The organism is Shewanella psychropiezotolerans (genome assembly GCF_007197555.1).
GTDB lineage: Bacteria > Pseudomonadota > Gammaproteobacteria > Enterobacterales > Shewanellaceae > Shewanella > Shewanella psychropiezotolerans.
Genome location: NZ_CP041614.1, coordinates 2,700,971 through 2,718,474, shown reverse-complemented (window position 1 = coordinate 2,718,474; position 17,504 = coordinate 2,700,971). Strand labels below are relative to the sequence as shown.

Genomic DNA, 17,504 nt, shown 5'->3' with positions numbered 1-17,504 from the left:
TTAGATGTTAAGATGGCTAAAACCCATTATTTCTCCTACTCGTTTCTGGAAGTATGCCCTATGAAAAAAGAAACCAAGATCATCAGCGTTGGACGTGACAAGAAATGGACTAAGGGTGTGATCAATCCCCCTGTATTTAGAGCATCGACCATGATCTTTGACACTATGGAAGAGATGCGTTTTGCCACCAAGAACCGCGCTAACGGCGAAATGTTTTATGGCAGACGTGGTGGCCCCACTCACTTTGCTTTTCAGGCGGCTATCGCCGAACTGGAGGGTGGCAGCGGCACTGCACTCTACCCATCTGGATCTGCGGCCATCAGCGGTGCACTATTATCATTTTTAAAAGCAGGCGATCACCTGTTGATGGTCGACAGTGCCTATGAGCCAACCCGAGATCTGTGCAACAAGCTGCTCGCAGGTTTTGGCATAGAAACCACGTATTATGATCCCATGATAGGTGAAGGCATCGCAGAACTTATCAGACCGAACACCAAAGTCTTGTTCTTAGAGTCACCTGGCTCAGTCACCATGGAGATTCAGGATGTCCCGACCCTGAGCGCAATAGCACATCAGCATGGCCTCATTGTCATGCTGGATAACACCTGGGCCTCACCGATAAATTCGCGTCCTTTCGAGATGGGCGTGGATATATCCATTCAAGCGGCCACTAAATATATTGTTGGTCACTCAGATGTGATGTTAGGCACAGCGACGTCAAACGACACGCACTGGGAGCAACTGAGAGAGAATAGCTATCTCATGGGACAGTGCACCTCCCCCGATGACGTCTATCTCGCCAGTAGGGGGCTGAGAACCCTAGGCGTGCGAATGCAACAGCATGAACAGAACGCGTTAAAAGTGGCAAACTGGTTAGCGACTCGCCCGGAAGTGGATCACTTAAGGCACCCAGCATTTGAGACTTGTCCGGGTCATGAGTTTTTCAAACGAGATTTCAGTGGCTCCAACGGCCTATTCTCTTTCGTATTAAAACAGGGCGACCTTAAGTCTGTTACCGCCTTGGTGGAAAACATGGATCACTTCAAGATGGGTTTCTCATGGGGTGGGTTCGAGAGTCTGATCTTAGGCGTCTTCGGTATCGACAAGATCAGAACGGCCACAAGCTGGGATAGCAGTAAACCTCTTATTCGACTGCACATAGGTCTGGAAAATGCGGATGATTTGATCGCCGATCTAGAAGCGGGATTCGTTCGGTTTAACGCAGTGCTAAACCGCTAACATATGCTACACACTGAAACCGCCCTATTGGCGGTTTTTTTATATCTGCTCAATTTAGGATTCAGAAACAGATTATAGATTAGATATAAGCTAATTCATTACCCAAGAGAATGGCTCACCAAGTTCAACTAGATCTCCATCGATAATGACCAGGCTGGTATTATCACCACAAAAATACACTCCGGATAAGTGAATCGCATCGCACGCTAATAACTGCTTCAAGCTAACTTCATTGAAGCCTGACTCCAGTTCCAGATAACAATCGAGTCTATCACCTAACTTGCTGTACATGTGTTGAGTAGGTATGTAGTAATCTCTGGCAGGATCTGGCTGTGAGGCGATATAGCCTATGTGTTTCGAGCTTGAACCCTGTGCATCCAACACATATTTTATTCCGGCAAGGCCATTTTCAGTATTTGGATCACTAACCAATGCCAACTTCATATCGATGTCTTAATTATCTGAGGAATGAACCAGAGTAATCACATACCTACAATGCTACAAGCTCATCTCATTATTTTGCCATAACCTAATCGCTCTAAAATAGGTTTTTCAGATTAATTGTGATTTCAGTTTATTGCTTGTCGCTTTAACGTTTATTTTTCACACAAAAGATTCATTAATACCCATTTTTGTCAATTGACTGTTTTTTGTTGGCCTCATTTATTGCTAACATGATCAATTATCTTGCCTTTTGTTTCTTTAGATTTTATTTTTGGGATTTTTTCGTCATGTCCAACTGGTCTTTATTTTTACTTACTCTTCCCCTCGCCAGCTTAATCTTCTCTGCCACAAGTTTCGCCCAATCTGACTATCAGGCTATCGGTGACAGTTTTAAGTCGCAATTTCATGCTCAATTGAAGAAAAACAAGGTACCTGGTGGCGCCTTCGTTATTGTCGACAATAATAAAATTATAAAAATGAGCGCCTATGGCAAGCGCCAAAAAGGCGCTAGTCTCAATATCAACACAGACACTGTTTTCAGGCTCGCCTCGGTATCAAAGACCTTCGCGGGCAGCTTAGCAAGCATGCTGGTTCATGAAAATAAATTTGAATGGGATGATCCACTACGTAAGTATATGCCCGAATTTCACCTCGCCGATCCACAAATGAGTCAGCAAGTTAAACTTGGACACCTCATAGGACAAAGCACAGGCCTGATGCCAAACAGTTATGACAATATTCTCAATGCCAACGGTAAACTTGAGAAGATCATTCCTAAGTTCAAAAAATTAACCCCTATGTGTTCACCGGGTACGTGTTATAGCTACCAAAATATCGCATTTTCTTTCATCCAACCTGTGATCGAACAACAAACTGGCGACAGCTACGCTAGTTTGGTGGAGAAGCGTATCTTTGAGCCCCTACATATGGATACCGCATCAATAGGCATGGATAGCTTTATGGCAACAGATAATAGAGCCAGTCCGCATATCAAGACACGTTCGGGTTTTAAAAAGGTCAAGGTAAAACCTAACTACTATCAAGTCGAGCCTGCCGCTGGGGTTAATGCCAGTATTACCGATCTCTCTAAATGGTTAATGGCTAACCTGGGAAATAATCCAGATGTGTTATCCCCAAGTTTATTGGCGGATATTCAAACCCCGGGAGTGCGAACGAGTAAAGAGTTGCGTCGCCGGGAATGGAAAGCTTATCTGAATGATGCTCATTACGGCAAAGGATGGCGTGTGTATGATTTTGAAGGGGAAAAATTAATATATCATGCAGGTTGGGTTGCAGGTTATGTCGCCGAAGTCGCCTATTCTCCTCGGTTAAAAGTCGGCATGGCCATGTTACTCAATGGTGAATCAAGAGTGATAGCTAAATTAGGCGCAAGTTTTTGGCACAGCGTCATTCGGCAACAAGCTCAAATCGCCATGCAGAAAAAAACAAGTATTCACACCGATTAGTACTCATCATAAACTAAGCGGTCTGTCTGCGACTGCTTAGTTTATTGAGTCCAAGATGGATCAATCTTAAGCCAGTAGGCCTAAACCTAAACAGGATTGTCGATGTCGACATACTCATGTTCGATATCAAACTCACGCGCAAGGTGCTCACCAAGGGCCTGAATACCATACCTTTCTGTCGCATGATGACCCGCCGCAAAGTAGTGTATCCCCAACTCAAGAGCGCTGTGAAAGGTACGCTCCGACACTTCACCACTGATAAATGCATCGACGCCTAAGCTCGCCGCATCATCGATATAATCCTGAGCCCCGCCGGTACACCAGGCAATACTCTGTATTTCAGCAGCTGGATCGCCAATATGCAGAGCCTCTCTATTAAGTATCTCACTGATAGATTTAGCAAAAACCCCAGCAGAGACAGGCGTATCGAGACGTCCTTGCCAAATTAATCCTTGAGCAATTCCTTCAACTGGCTCAGCGTCCGAAATATCTAGCTTTCGACCTAACTCGGCATTGTTGCCCAGCATGGGGTGCGCATCCAAGGGAAGATGGTAACCAAAAAGATTAATATCATGGGTCAATAATGCTTTTATCCGTCTCTGTTTCATGCCTGTTATCACCTCTCTCTCCCCTTTCCAGAAGAATCCGTGGTGTACTAACAGCGCATCGGCATCGAGAGCGATGGCTTTATCGATCAACGCCTGGCAGGCGGTGACCCCAGTAACGATTTTTTTTATCTCTGCTCGTCCCTCAACTTGCAGACCATTAGGCGCATAATCTTTAAACTTACCCACTTGTAAAAACTCTGCAAGATATTCTGCTAACTCGTTACGTGTCATTGAACCGCCCTTATAAAAATACAGTTTAAGTGTAACCCATGTACTAATCCCGGCACAGATTTAACCCGCTCACACTTCAAAAAATAGCCAAGTGACATTTTAACAACCTTTAATTAACTGGTTTAAAATCAAGTTAATTATCAATTACCTGTCAATAAGCCGTAAAAACCAGCAAATACGGGCGATTTTCAGTGAAAATTGGACATTTTACTGGTTTAGCCTATAAAATTAGTCCAAACCTTCAAGTTAACATTAAAAAATAAATAGGTTATTACTATGTCAAAACTGACCAAAGAAGAGGTTATCAGCGCATTAGAGTCTGCTCTTGCTGCCAAGCAAGGTTCGACTGTAACGATTGAACAAAAAGGAAGCTGGTACAAAATCGATGGCGGTAAGTCATTACGCATTAGCGATCTCGACACTATGCTAACCGAGCTAAGTGGCGGTGAAGCTTCTGCTGAAGTGACTCAAACCCAAGCTAAACCAGCTGCAGAGACGGCTAAACCTAAGGCGGCAGCTAAAACAACGCCGACTAAGAAGACTAGAGCCGAAGCCGTGACCACTTCAAGCTCAAAAGGCGGTAAGACGCCAAAAGAGCTATGGCGTGAAAAACTAGCAGGAAAAGGTCAGTTACCTCGCGGTTTCTAATCTTTATTCTGAAGTCATAAAAACAAAAAGGAGCCTGAGGCTCCTTTTTGTTTTTATGGCTATACGGGTAAATCACATGGCCATATCGACCCTAACGCTTCCTTGAAGATACACGACCCTCACTTCATCCCCAGCGTTGAATATCATGCCTGAATCTAGATCTTGTATAATCATCACCTGCTGGCCATCCTCCTGCTTGATCATGAGTTCAACAAGTTTCAGCTCTTGGTAATAAGAGTTATCGCCATATCTATGACCCACGCCAGCCCCTATCAAGGCGCCTAAAACTGTCGCGACATCTTGCCCGCTACCGCCGCCGAATTGATGACCAATAACGCCACCAATCAAGGCTCCACCGAAGGTTTTCCATCCTTGATTTTGATCTTCTATGAGTTGTTTCTCGGTGATATTTCTCACCGATACCAGGTCACCATAAAGGACTTTCTCTACGGGAACGGCTTGATCTCTCTGATAGGCTGCCGCGGAATTCAGTGAAAATGTGACCGTCAAAGCCACCACTAAGGAGAGTAATAGATTAAAACTAGGTTTCAACATAGTCATTTTTCCGCTAAATTATAATAAGGTCTACTAAAGATAATCTTACTCAATTGTGAACTCACTGTCCTATTTAAATCATCAATTCGAACAGTTTCCAGAACCTGAACTGGCACTGACAGATCCTAACGGGCTATTAGCCATAGGGGGGACCTGCAACCAGCTCGATTACTCCATGCTTATTATGAGGGTATTTTTCCTTGGTTTAATCTCGATGACCCTATCCTTTGGTGGTCACCGGATCCTAGGGCAGTATTTGTCCCGGGAAGCATGAAAGTCAGTCGAAGTTTAATAAAATATTTAAAAAAACAAACTTGGACCTATAGCATAAACCATGCTTTCGAAGAGGTCATAAAGGGCTGCGCTCAGCCAAGAGTGGCACAAGATGGCACCTGGATCACCAATGAAATCCAGCAAGCTTACCTGGCACTACACCAGCAAGGACAGGTCCACTCAGTAGAAGTTTGGGATAATGGCGCCCTCATTGGGGGTTATATGGCGTAGTCATAGGAAAGGTCTTTTGTGGCGAATCTATGTTCCACACCCAAACCAATGCGTCTAAAGCAGCCATGCTGATGTTGCATCAGCATCTATTGAGAAACGGTTTCAAATTAATCGATGCCCAAGTGATGAACCCACACTTAGCCTCTCTAGGCGCTACGGCATTAAAAAGAAAAGATTTTATCAATTTACTCAAGCGTTTCCGTGATGGTGATGTCTCAGTCAACACTTGGTTACCCAACGAGGTTTATATTGAGCTCTAAATCACAACAAGTTTCAGTAGGGATAACTAAAACCTTTCCCTGTAGTTACCTAGACACTCAAATGGAGCAACTCCTGATGCTTCAGGAAGAGAGTATCGACATAAACTTGTTCGAGCAGTTATTGTCACTGGGCTTTAGACGCAGTGGCGGCACCATTTACAAACCCCAATGCCCCCATTGCAACGCTTGCCTGCCCATTCGTATACCCAGCGCGAGTTTCACACCTTCGAGGCGACAAAAAAGAACCCTGAAAAACAACAGAGATCTGGTGTGGAAAATAATCGGCAAACAAGCCGACTATCACTATACTTTGTACGAAACTTATATCAATCAAAGGCACAGTGATGGGCCCATGTACCCGGCTTCCAAAGAGCAATATCAACATTTCATTGGCTCTGGTTGGCTAGACCCGGTATTTATTGAACTATGGAATGCAGACAAACTGGTAGGGGTGGCTGTCACCGACATTCTGCCTAACAGTTTATCGGCAATCTATAGCTTTTTTGCTCCCGAGGAACACAAGCGCTCTTTAGGATCTTTGCTCATTCTGCTCCAATGTCGTCTGGCTAAATTGATGAAAAAAGATTTTGTTTATCTAGGCTATCAAATTGATGAATCGAGAAAGATGAACTATAAAAGAGACTATACCCCCTATCAAATATTAACCAGCTCGGGCTGGCTGCAAACACCTGATGAGAAATAATTTATTGGTTTTTGAGTATGTGCGGCCAAGGAGCGCGCTATTTAACACCGATAAGTTAACCTGCTCTTTACAGCAAGGCGAAATTGCGGCATGATACGCCCGTTTTTAACATTTGAAGGCTAACAGGATAACTGATTAATGGCGAAAGAAGACAACATTGAGATGCAAGGCACGATCCTTGAAACCTTGCCGAACACAATGTTTCGTGTAGAGCTAGAGAACGGTCACGTTGTGACTGCACACATCTCAGGCAAAATGCGTAAAAACTACATCCGTATCTTAACGGGTGATAAAGTGACAGTTCAGCTGACCCCTTACGATTTGAGCAAAGGTCGCATCGTCTTCCGTTCACGCTAAGTTAGCTATCACAAAATTTTTAAAATCGGCCAGACCGGTTTTTTTAGTTTATCGTATTAAAAAAGGCTGCAATTGCAGCCTTTTTTTTACTCTTTTTTTATCCGACTAGTTCAGCACCTTTTCCACTCTGTCGGTCGTGATCACAATTTCCTTCTTGACGACATCGACATGTGCCTCGCCTCCTTTCTCCAGATCACCAAACAATATCTGATCCGCCAGCGGTCGCTTAATAAGCTCAGTAACTACCCTTGCCATAGGCCTAGCTCCCATAGACTTATCGTAGCCCTTCTCAGCCAATAAGGTTCTCGCTTCGTCACTGACATGCAGAGTCACGGCTTTATCATCGAGTTGAGCTTGCAACTCCACTAAGAACTTATCAACAACTTTAGCGATGACAGTCATATCCAAATGATTAAACCAGATAATCTCATCTAGCCTGTTTCTGAATTCCGGAGAGAAAATCTTATTGATCTCAGACAATGCATCTAAGCTATGATCTTGCTGCTTAAAGCCAATGGAGTTGCGTACAGTCTCCTGCACACCCGCATTGGTGGTCATCACTAGGGTGACATGCCTGAAATCCGCTTTCCTGCCATTGTTGTCCGTCAGGGTGCCATGGTCCATCACCTGCAACAGCAAGTTATAAACATCCGGATGCGCCTTCTCAATCTCATCGAGTAACACCACACAATGCGGATTTTTAATCACCGCATCGGTAAGTAATCCTCCCTGATCATAGCCAACATAACCAGGAGGAGCGCCGATCAACCGAGACACAGTATGACTCTCCATATACTCGGACATATCGAACCTGACCAGGTTGAGCCCGAGACATTTAGCCAATTGACTGGTCACCTCGGTCTTACCAACACCGGTAGGACCTGCGAACAAGAAACTACCAACGGGTGTCTCTTCGCCGCTCAACCCACTACGAGACAATCTAATCGCAGCGCTAAGGCTTTCAATCGCATTATCTTGGCCAAACACCACCATCTTAAGGTTACGGTCTAGGTTCTTCAGCATATCTTTGTCAGTGGCTGATACGGACTTCTCAGGTATTCTGGCAATCTTAGCAATAATTGATTCAATCTCACCCTGACCGATAGTCTTCTTTCTCTTGCTCGCGGGTTGCATCGCCATTCGGGCACCAGCTTCATCGATAACATCGATGGCTTTATCGGGCAGATGACGATCGTTAATGTGTTTATCAGACAATTTAGCCGCAACACTCAAAGCCGCCATGGTGTACCTCACCCCATGATGCTCTTCATATTTAGACTTTAGTCCACGCAATATTTTGGTCGTCTCAGCCACGGAAGGTTCATTAACATCAATTTTTTGGAAACGTCGGGCCAAGGCACGATCTTTCTCGAAAATACTCTGATATTCCTGGAACGTGGTCGAGCCCATACATCTTAACCGACCGCTAGACAGCAAAGGCTTTAGCAAGTTAGACGCATCCATCACCCCACCCGACGCAGCGCCGGCACCTATGATGGTATGGATTTCATCGATAAACAGGATCGCCTTCTCATCGCTCTCAAGCTCTTTAAGCAGACTCTTGAAGCGCTTCTCAAAGTCACCGCGGTACTTAGTTCCGGCTAACAGAGCCCCGAGATCCAAGGAATAGACTGTGACACCACTCATCACTTCCGGCACTTCATTCTTAACGATACGATAGGCAAGTCCCTCGGCAATTGCCGTCTTACCCACCCCCGCTTCCCCCACCAGCAGCGGATTGTTTTTTCTGCGGCGACAAAGGATCTGAATCGCACGTTCAATCTCTTCACTGCGTCCGATAAGGGGATCGATATGCCCTTGTTCTACGCGCTCATTGAGATTGTCGGCAAACTGAGAAAGCTTGCTCTTTTCCTCTTCTGACTCGCTATGATCTTCAATTCGCTCTTGATTCGCTGCCGAGTCGCCTTCGTTCTTAGACACTCCATGAGAGATGAAATTGACTACATCGAGTCGAGTGACTTCGGCATTTCGTAATAAGTAAACCGCTTGTGATTCCTGCTCACTAAAAATAGCAACCAGCACATTGGCACCCGTGACTTCATTGCGGCCCGAAGACTGTACATGAAACACCGCCCGCTGAAGCACTCTCTGGAAGCCTAGTGTAGGCTGAGTCTCTCTATCATCCTCAGGATCAGCAATGATGGGCGTGGTTTGTTGAATGAAGCTGGATACCTCCTCCCTCAACTTGTCCAAATTCGAACCACAAGCGACTAATGCCTCTTGAGCAGCCGGATTGTCAATCAAGGCCAGCAATAAATGTTCTACCGTCATGTACTCATGACGCGCATCTCTGGCTTGCTGGAACGCCAGGTTTAAGGTGACTTCGAGATCTTTGTTTAGCATAAGCACCCCCTAAATATACAACGTAACAAACCTAAATTTAGGCTTTCTCTAAAGAACACAGTAACGGATGTTCGTTTTGTCTTGCAAATTGATTTACCTGAGCAACCTTAGTTTCTGCAATTCCAAATGAAAAAACGCCGCAAATTCCCTTGCCCTGATGATGGATAGCCAACATGATATCTGTGGCTTCCTGTTCATTTTTCTTGAAGAAAAGTTGTAATATTTCAATCACAAAATCCATCGGAGTATAATCATCATTGTTTAACACTACCTTATACATCGAAGGTGGCATCAACTCCGATTCAACACGCTCTTCTACGTGTTCAATATTTCCTACTTTACCCATGTTTCAATATTAGCCTCTTGTCATGGCTTGTACCAATCGATATAAAAATTTTGAACCTTTTACTCAACATCTCATATCTCACACACTAATTGATACAAATTTTCAACTTAAATGTTGATTCTTTGTTAAAATGCGCTTGACTTACATACGAACTGCTTTCATTCTGTTCAACAAGCGGTGGATCAGCCCGCTCATTTAGTTTTACTATCTTACTGGTAAGTAAACAACAGAAGGAAGTGGAAGTATGGCAAACGGAACTGTTAAATGGTTCAACAACGCCAAAGGATTCGGGTTTATTTGCCCTGATGCTGGCGGTGAAGATGTTTTTGCACACTATTCTACCATTGAAATGGAAGGCTATCGAACTCTAAAAGCAGGCCAACCAGTTCAATTTGAAGTAGAAGCGGGTCCAAAAGGTATGCACGCGTCAGTAATATCAACAATTAATTAATTTAGTGGCCAAGATCAAAAAAAGGCAGGGAGCTCCCTGCCTTTTTTATTGCCTGATTTTCACACCCAAAACCTATTGACGCTTTCGAGCCATTACAGGCTAAAACTAAGCCGAAACGGTAAATCGACCTCAGCTTAGATTTCTGCTTTAAGAAACAAACAAGGCGTTAAGTGTCGCACTCGGACGCATCTCGGCAGCAGCCTTTACAGGATCTAAACGATAATATCCGCCCAGATCTGCAGGGCTACCTTGCGCCGAATTTAACTCATCAACAATCTTGTCTTCATTGCTAGCCAAAGCTTCTGCGAGTTCAGCAAACTGCGCCTTAAGCTCAGCATCTTGTGACTGGCTAACGACAGCCTGAGCCCAGTACATGGCAAGATAGAAATGACTGCCACGGTTATCCAGCTGCCCCACTCGACGAGAAGGTGACTTGTTCTGATCGAGAAACTGTCCGATAGCCACATCGAGTGTATCAGCCAGTACTTGCGCCTTAGCATTGTTAGTCGTCTGACTCAGATGCTCTAACGATGCGGCTAAGGCCAGGAATTCACCTAATGAATCCCAACGCAGGTGCCCTTCCTTCTCGACCTGTTGTACATGCTTAGGTGCACTTCCGCCCGCACCAGTCTCAAACAGACCGCCACCATTCATCAAGGGAACGATAGAAAGCATCTTAGCACTGGTACCCAGCTCAAGAATGGGGAACAGATCCGTTAGGTAATCACGCAGAACATTACCCGTCACAGAGATAGTATTTAAGCCATCTTTAGTGCGCTGCAGGGTGAAACGAGTAGCCTCTATGGGTGACAAGATACGAATATCCAGGCCATCCGTGTCATGATCGCCAAGGTACTGATTCACTTTCTTAATGATTTGAGCGTCATGTGCGCGTTTCTCATCTAACCAGAATACCGCAGGTGTATTCGATAGGCGTGAACGCTTGACTGCAAGCTTAACCCAATCCTGAATAGGCGCGTCTTTAACCTGGCACATTCTCCAGATATCACCCGCTTCAACATCGTGGGATAAAAGCGTGTTTCCATTAGCATCGATAACATTCACACTGCCAGGGGCAGATATTTCGAATGTTTTATCGTGGCTACCATACTCTTCGGCTTTCTGAGCCATCAAGCCTACATTAGGCACACTGCCCATAGTGGTTGGATCGAAGGCACCGTTTTCTTTACAGAATTGGATAGTTTCCTGATATACACCGGCATAACAACGATCCGGGATCATGGCCTTAGTGTCTTGAGGCTGACCATCCGGTCCCCACATCATACCTGAGGTGCGAATGGCGGCAGGCATAGACGCATCTATGATCACATCACTAGGCACGTGCAAGTTAGTAATGCCCTTATCTGAATCGACCATAGCCAGTTCAGGGCGCGTCTGATAGATAGCCGCGATGTCGGCTTCTATCGCGGCTTTTTTCTCAGCTGGTAATGTGCTTATCTTAGCGTAGATATCACCCAGACCATTGTTCACATCGACACCCAGCTCTTCAAACAGACTTGCATGCTTAGCAAACAAGTCCTTGTAGTAGACCTTAACCGCATGACCGAAAAGGATAGGATCCGATACTTTCATCATGGTGGCTTTCAAATGCAAAGAAAGCAGCACGCCTTGCGCTTTAGCATCTTGAGTTTCACGCTCGAAAAACGCGAGTAACGCCTGCTTACTCATCACTGAAGCATCGATCACTTCGCCCGCTTTCAAAGGAAGTGCAGATTTTAATACCTGCTCACCGCCCTCTTTCGTTTTAAGGACGATACTGACTTGAGTTGCCTCAGTCAGAGTGACAGATTTTTCACTGCCGTAAAAGTCACCCTCATTCATATGTGCAACGTGAGTCTTAGAGTCTTTAGACCAAGCTCCCATAGAGTGCGGATGCTTCTGAGCATATTTTTTAACAGAACCTGGCGCACGACGATCTGAGTTGCCTTCGCGTAACACCGGGTTTACGGCGCTGCCTTTAATTTTGTCGTAACGGGCTTGAACATCTTTCTCTGCAGCATTAGTCGGCTCATCGGGATATGAAGGAATATCATAACCTTTCTGTTGTAGCTCAAGAATACAGGCTTTCAGTTGAGGAATTGACGCGCTGATATTGGGAAGTTTGATGATGTTGGCTTCGGGTTTACCCGCAAGCTCACCCAGCTCAGCCAGTGCATCCGCAATTTTTTGCGACTCAGTCAATTTCTCAGGAAAGAGTGAAATGATTCGACCCGATAATGAGATGTCACGGGTTTCAACATTGATACCAGCCGCTTGTGTAAACGTCTTAATAATAGGTAACAGAGACAGGGTCGCTAACGCGGGGGCTTCGTCTGTTTCAGTATAAATAATGGTTGATGAGTTATCGGTCATTTTCCGTCCTACATTATATTAATAATAAGAATTTAAGATACTTTTGATTATTTTTTATACTGCTTTTTATTTAAATACAGTTTTTTATAAATACATCATTGAGTCTCCCACCTCAGGGTGGGCAACTGAATTTGTGCAAGCTAGATAGAGAGTAAACCCTATGACTCAAAATTAGGTACTCCCTTGCAGTAATAAGACTTTAACGCCTATATTAACGCGTAAATACCTGCGTTGAACTTCTCAAAACAACATGACGTTTTGAGATAGATCATATTTTAATGGCCAACATCATAAAACATTCCTGACAATTTTCAAATTCCACTAATGGCGAATGCCAAGTACAATGTTCGCATCAAGCCATACTATGCCAGAAGATAGCCAGAGTGAGTCATACTATTCCTCATCAACAACAGTTAAAAAAAACCCGTGCTAAGTCCTCAGCAGATAAAATCTCTACTTGGGGTGATAAGAAGAAAGTCAGCACTCATAAGAAGCACAGTACCCAGGGGGCGAAAGCTGGAAAACCCACCAGAAGCAAGCCCGCAGCTAAAGATCCAGTGATCCTTCTGTTCAACAAGCCTTTCGATGTACTCTGTCAATTTACCGATGAACAAGGCCGAAAGACCCTCAAGGATTTCATTCCCGTGAAAGATGTCTATGCCGCCGGTCGTCTAGACAGAGACAGTGAAGGCCTACTGCTACTGACCAATGACGGAAAACTGCAGTCAAAAATCACTGAGCCGAAGAAAAAAACCTTCAAAACCTATTGGGTTCAAGTGGAGGGCGCACCGGATGAAGCAGCGCTACAGGCATTGCGTGACGGTGTAGAACTGAAAGATGGCATCACGCTACCCGCTAAGATATCCATCATCTCAGAACCCAGAGTATGGGACCGAGAGCCCCCTATCCGTGAACGTAAAAATATTCCGACCACCTGGCTTGAGATACAGATCTGTGAAGGCCGCAACCGACAGGTGAGACGCATGACCGCCCATATTGGTTTTCCCACCCTCAGACTGATCCGTTATAAAATAGATCAATGGAGTCTGGACGATATCGATATCGGCCAATACCGGATCCTGGATATGAAAGCCAAAGGCTAACACAGACAAGTTTACAATCACTCCCTTGAGGGCATTGAAATGACACCTAGATATAGACCCAATGTAACTGTTGCCTGCATCATAGAGTCCCAGGGTAAATATCTGATTGTCGAAGAGCTTATCCAAGGTCAACGACGGTATAACCAACCTGCAGGTCACCTGGAGCTAGGAGAAAGTTTGCTTCAGGCCTGCCAGAGAGAGGTTCGGGAAGAGACTGGGCTCGAAATAATCCCCCAAGGCCTAACGGGCATTTATCAGTTTTCTGCCAATGAATCCCTCACCTTCTTACGATTCACCTTTCATGTGACACTCGAAGACTGTGCCCAGACTCAACCACAAGATCCGATAATTCAGGACACACATTGGTTGACCTATGCTGAAATTTCGGCACTGGGAAGCCGTTTGAGAAGCCCGCTAGTGCTCTCTTGCATAGATGATTTCCTGAATAAAATTCACTATCCGCTGGAAGTGCTCAATGATGACTATCTCAAGTTAGCCCCGAACAATAATGCGTGATAGAATACGTCCCCGAAAAAGTCGCTTATTTTGCTCATTGTTTGAAAACGGTCAACGCAGAATTTTGTGCTTGATTCATGGGCTCTTCTCTAAGTAAATCAGCGATTAAAGACACATTCAATGGTTTTAGGATCTATGGCATTTATCGAACCCACAGCAAATAGCAGTAAAAAAGTCATTGTCGGTATGTCCGGCGGTGTTGATTCATCAGTCTCGGCTTACTTGCTACTTAAGCAAGGTTATCAGGTCGAAGGCCTTTTCATGAAAAATTGGGAAGAAGATGATACCGATGAATATTGTGCTGCTGCAGACGATCTAAAAGATGCCCAAGCTGTATGTGACAAGCTTGGCATCAAGCTCCATACCGTCAACTTCGCCTCCGAATATTGGGACAATGTGTTCGAATACTTCCTAGCCGAATACAAGGCTGGTCGAACTCCAAATCCAGATATCATCTGTAACAAAGAGATCAAGTTCAAAGCATTTCTCGAGTTTGCCGATGAAATTCTCGACGCCGATTATATCGCCATGGGGCATTATGTACGCCGCAGCGATGAAACAGGTCAAAGTCAGATGCTACGTGGTGTCGATGGCAATAAAGATCAAAGCTATTTCCTCTACACGCTCAGTCATCAGCAGATTGCCCGTTCTCTCTTCCCCGTGGGCGAGCTCGAGAAGAGTGAAGTCAGAGAGATAGCCAAAGAGATGGGCCTCATCACCCATGACAAGAAAGACAGTACCGGAATTTGTTTTATCGGCGAGCGAAAGTTCACCGACTTCTTAAGCACCTTCTTACCTGCCCAGCCCGGCAATATAGAAACTGCAGAAGGCGAAGTCATCGGCAAGCACCAGGGACTCATGTACCACACCTTAGGCCAGCGTAAAGGCCTGGGTATCGGCGGAATGAAGAACAGTAATGACGACCCTTGGTATGTTGTCGATAAAGAGATGGACAGAAATGTCTTAGTCGTCGGCCAAGGTGGCACTCACCCGAGATTAATGTCCGTGGGTTTTTATGCTGATCAGCTCCACTGGGTCGACAGAAAAGGCCCCATCAATGAAGCAAAAATCACGGTAAAAACCCGCTATCGTCAACGAGACGTAGCCTGCACCCTGTTCCTTGAAACCAATGATAAAGGCGAAGACACAATAAGAGTCCTTTTTGATGAACCTGTTGCGGCCGTGACCCCAGGCCAATCGGCTGTCTTCTATTCTGGTGAGCTCTGCTTAGGCGGCGGCATCATCGACTCATTAATCAGAGAGTAATCCGTGAACGAGCAACTAAATGAACGCACAATGGCCTTCGCAGGTATCTTACAGGCCATCGCCCAGGTGCAACATATTGCCAGACACGGAAGTGCTGATACTGATAGTCTCGCAGCCAGCCTGAACACGGTCTTAGTCACTGAACCTGAGAGCACATCAGATGTCTACGCAGATAAAGTTGCCCTAAGAAAAGGCTATCAACTGATAGTCAATCAGTTAGGCGACGGCAAAGAGAAAGATGTAGAGGTCACACGTTACCTTATTGGCATTTTGGCTCTGGAACGCAAGTTGTCCCGAGGTAATGCTATGGGGATCCTGGCCGAAAGAATCAATCAGGTGCACCGTCAACTGCACCATTTCGCCATCACAGATGAACAGGTAGTTGCCAATTTTGCTGGCATCTACAGCGATATTATCAGTAACTTAGGTCCTAAAATCCAGATATCGGGTAACCCTGAATATCTGAAACAGTCTCAGGTACAGGAAAAAATCCGAGCCCTATTACTCTCTGCCATGCGCAGCGCAGTATTATGGCGCCAATTAGGAGGCAAGCGTAGACACCTTGTCTTCGCCAGAAAAACAATAGTCGATATAGCTAAAAAAAGCCTCACCCTATAATAAGTCAAGTTCATTAAGGAGCTTCTAATGGAACTTTCCGCACTAACTGCTATCTCTCCCGTAGACGGTCGTTATGGTAGTAAAACCGCCTCATTAAGAGGGATTTTCAGCGAGTACGGCCTGACCAAGTACCGTGTTCAAGTCGAAATAAACTGGCTAAAGCTGTTGTCCAGCTGCCCAGAAATAGTTGAAGTCCCACCGTTCAGCGAAACGGCATTAGCCCTTCTGGATCAAATTAAAGATAACTTCAGTGAAGAAGATGCACTGAGAGTTAAGGCTATCGAAGCGACCACTAATCATGATGTGAAAGCGGTCGAATACTTCATCAAAGAGCAGATTACCGATAATGCCGAACTGGCCGCTATCGGGGAGTTTGTTCACTTTGCCTGTACCTCGGAAGACATTAACAACCTGTCTCATGCTCTGATGCTAACCGAAGCTCGCGAGCAAGTGCTGGCTCCTTACTGTCAGAAGGTTATCGATGCCATCAAGGGACTCGCAGTCGAGCACAAAACAGTGCCACTGATGTCCCGTACCCATGGTCAACCCGCCTCACCTTCGACCTTAGGTAAGGAGATGGCCAACGTAGTAGTTCGTCTGGAGCGTCAGCTTAAGCAGATCCAAGCGGTCGAAATCATGGGCAAGCTCAATGGCGCCGTGGGTAACTACAACGCTCACATATCAGCTTATCCTGAAGTCGATTGGCACACATTATCCGAGCGTTTCGTCACAAGTCTGGGCATAAACTGGAATCCATACACCACTCAGATTGAGCCTCACGATTATATCGCCGAGCTGTTTGATGCCATCGCCCGTTTCAACACTATCTTGATCGACTTCGATCGTGATATCTGGGGCTATATCGCACTGGGCCACTTCAAGCAGAGAACCATAGCCGGTGAAATTGGTTCTTCAACCATGCCTCACAAGGTTAACCCTATCGATTTCGAGAACTCGGAAGGTAACTTAGGCATAGCAAATGCCTTGATGCAGCACTTAGCCGCTAAGCTGCCAGTATCGAGATGGCAACGTGACCTTACCGACTCTACCGTGCTGCGTAACTTAGGCGTAGGCATGGCACATGCCTTGATCGCTTATCAGTCAACCCTGAAAGGGATCAGCAAGCTGGAAGTTAACGAAGCTCAGCTTAGAGCCGAGCTGGACAAAAACTGGGAAGTATTGGCAGAGCCAGTTCAAACCGTGATGCGCCGCTACGGCATCGAGAAGCCCTATGAGAAGCTTAAAGAGCTGACTCGCGGTAAGCGTATCGATGGCGAGCAGTTAGCCGTATTCATCGAGGGTCTGGAGCTTCCAGCTGAAGTGAAAATTGAACTTAAGAAGATGACGCCAGCCAACTACATTGGCCGCGCCGAAGCCTTCGTAGATGAACTAAAGTAACGCTTTAATAGTCTATAAGACAAACTACACCAAAGGCGGTAAGCTTATCCTTAC

17 protein-coding genes and 1 pseudogene are annotated in these 17,504 nt (G+C 45.4%); 12 read left to right on the top strand and 6 right to left on the bottom strand.

Annotated elements, in window-relative coordinates:
* Nucleotides 1-60 precede the first annotated feature (60 nt).
* Nucleotides 61-1,239, top strand: a complete 1,179-nt coding sequence (locus FM037_RS12095) for a cystathionine beta-lyase (RefSeq protein ID WP_144046212.1) — start codon at nucleotides 61-63, stop codon at nucleotides 1,237-1,239.
* Between the two features lie 90 nt (nucleotides 1,240-1,329).
* Here the strand turns inward: FM037_RS12095 and FM037_RS12090 are convergent, their stop codons facing one another.
* Nucleotides 1,330-1,683, bottom strand: a complete 354-nt coding sequence (locus FM037_RS12090; RefSeq protein ID WP_144046211.1) for a hypothetical protein — start codon at nucleotides 1,681-1,683, stop codon at nucleotides 1,330-1,332.
* 287 nt (nucleotides 1,684-1,970) lie between these two features.
* On the opposite strand from FM037_RS12090, the gene FM037_RS12085 reads away from it, so the two are divergent.
* Nucleotides 1,971-3,149 carry a serine hydrolase domain-containing protein gene (locus FM037_RS12085; protein WP_144046210.1) on the top strand — a complete coding sequence of 393 codons (1,179 nt, stop codon included), beginning with the start codon at nucleotides 1,971-1,973 and terminating at the stop codon, nucleotides 3,147-3,149.
* Between the two features lie 86 nt (nucleotides 3,150-3,235).
* Here FM037_RS12085 and FM037_RS12080 read toward each other — a convergent pair whose 3' ends face one another.
* On the bottom strand, nucleotides 3,236-3,988 hold the full coding sequence (locus FM037_RS12080) for a Nif3-like dinuclear metal center hexameric protein (RefSeq protein ID WP_144046209.1): 753 nt from the start codon (nucleotides 3,986-3,988) through the stop codon (nucleotides 3,236-3,238).
* Between the two features lie 276 nt (nucleotides 3,989-4,264).
* Between FM037_RS12080 and FM037_RS12075 the strand changes: the two genes are divergently transcribed.
* Nucleotides 4,265-4,636: a hypothetical protein gene (locus FM037_RS12075; RefSeq protein ID WP_144046208.1), complete on the top strand. Its 372-nt coding sequence runs from the start codon at nucleotides 4,265-4,267 to the stop codon at nucleotides 4,634-4,636.
* Nucleotides 4,637-4,708: 72 nt separating this feature from the next.
* On the opposite strand, the gene FM037_RS12070 is transcribed toward FM037_RS12075, so the two are convergent.
* On the bottom strand, nucleotides 4,709-5,191 hold the full coding sequence (locus tag FM037_RS12070) for an outer membrane lipoprotein (protein WP_144046207.1): 483 nt from the start codon (nucleotides 5,189-5,191) through the stop codon (nucleotides 4,709-4,711).
* A 55-nt stretch (nucleotides 5,192-5,246) separates the two neighbouring features.
* Here FM037_RS12070 and aat point away from each other — a divergent pair.
* The 3 genes and pseudogenes from aat to infA all read left to right on the top strand — a co-directional run bounded on the left by aat (nucleotide 5,247) and on the right by infA (nucleotide 7,015).
* Nucleotides 5,247-5,955, top strand: a pseudogene (aat, locus tag FM037_RS12065) (leucyl/phenylalanyl-tRNA--protein transferase).
* Entirely contained in the window at nucleotides 5,945-6,658 is a 714-nt protein-coding gene (locus FM037_RS12060) for an arginyltransferase (protein ID WP_144046206.1), read from the top strand. Before aat ends, FM037_RS12060 begins: the two are co-directional and overlap by 11 nt.
* 138 nt (nucleotides 6,659-6,796) lie before the next feature.
* Nucleotides 6,797-7,015 carry a translation initiation factor IF-1 gene (gene infA, locus FM037_RS12055; protein WP_005500725.1) on the top strand — a complete coding sequence of 73 codons (219 nt, stop codon included), beginning with the start codon at nucleotides 6,797-6,799 and terminating at the stop codon, nucleotides 7,013-7,015.
* Nucleotides 7,016-7,120: 105 nt separating this feature from the next.
* Here infA and clpA read toward each other — a convergent pair whose 3' ends face one another.
* Both clpA and clpS read right to left on the bottom strand, forming a co-directional pair.
* Nucleotides 7,121-9,379, bottom strand: coding sequence for an ATP-dependent Clp protease ATP-binding subunit ClpA (gene clpA / locus FM037_RS12050; RefSeq protein WP_144046205.1), 2,259 nt, complete (start codon nucleotides 9,377-9,379; stop codon nucleotides 7,121-7,123).
* Between the two features lie 37 nt (nucleotides 9,380-9,416).
* On the bottom strand, nucleotides 9,417-9,725 hold the full coding sequence (gene clpS / locus FM037_RS12045; protein WP_144046204.1) for an ATP-dependent Clp protease adapter ClpS: 309 nt from the start codon (nucleotides 9,723-9,725) through the stop codon (nucleotides 9,417-9,419).
* A gap of 244 nt (nucleotides 9,726-9,969) precedes the next feature.
* Between clpS and cspD the strand changes: the two genes are divergently transcribed.
* Nucleotides 9,970-10,176 (top strand): cold shock domain-containing protein CspD, encoded by a 207-nt coding sequence (gene cspD, locus FM037_RS12040; RefSeq protein ID WP_005500728.1) that lies wholly within the window; start codon nucleotides 9,970-9,972, stop codon nucleotides 10,174-10,176.
* Nucleotides 10,177-10,323: 147 nt separating this feature from the next.
* On the opposite strand, the gene FM037_RS12035 is transcribed toward cspD, so the two are convergent.
* Entirely contained in the window at nucleotides 10,324-12,549 is a 2,226-nt protein-coding gene (locus tag FM037_RS12035) for an NADP-dependent isocitrate dehydrogenase (RefSeq protein WP_144046203.1), read from the bottom strand.
* Between the two features lie 383 nt (nucleotides 12,550-12,932).
* On the opposite strand from FM037_RS12035, the gene FM037_RS12030 reads away from it, so the two are divergent.
* The 5 genes from FM037_RS12030 (at nucleotide 12,933) to purB (ending at nucleotide 17,450) form a co-directional block, all read left to right on the top strand.
* The gene (locus tag FM037_RS12030; RefSeq protein WP_144046202.1) at nucleotides 12,933-13,652 is read left to right on the top strand and encodes an rRNA large subunit pseudouridine synthase E; all 720 of its coding nucleotides are present in this window, start codon (nucleotides 12,933-12,935) and stop codon (nucleotides 13,650-13,652) included.
* A gap of 39 nt (nucleotides 13,653-13,691) precedes the next feature.
* On the top strand, nucleotides 13,692-14,168 hold the full coding sequence (locus FM037_RS12025; RefSeq protein WP_144046201.1) for an NUDIX hydrolase: 477 nt from the start codon (nucleotides 13,692-13,694) through the stop codon (nucleotides 14,166-14,168).
* 135 nt (nucleotides 14,169-14,303) lie between these two features.
* A complete protein-coding gene (gene mnmA, locus FM037_RS12020) occupies nucleotides 14,304-15,434 on the top strand; it encodes a tRNA 2-thiouridine(34) synthase MnmA (RefSeq protein ID WP_144048926.1) in 1,131 nt (376 codons plus the stop codon).
* 3 nt (nucleotides 15,435-15,437) lie between these two features.
* Nucleotides 15,438-16,052: a high frequency lysogenization protein HflD gene (gene hflD / locus FM037_RS12015; RefSeq protein ID WP_144046200.1), complete on the top strand. Its 615-nt coding sequence runs from the start codon at nucleotides 15,438-15,440 to the stop codon at nucleotides 16,050-16,052.
* A gap of 27 nt (nucleotides 16,053-16,079) precedes the next feature.
* The gene (purB, locus tag FM037_RS12010) at nucleotides 16,080-17,450 is read left to right on the top strand and encodes an adenylosuccinate lyase (RefSeq protein WP_144046199.1); all 1,371 of its coding nucleotides are present in this window, start codon (nucleotides 16,080-16,082) and stop codon (nucleotides 17,448-17,450) included.
* The last annotated feature ends 54 nt before the right edge of the window (nucleotides 17,451-17,504 follow it).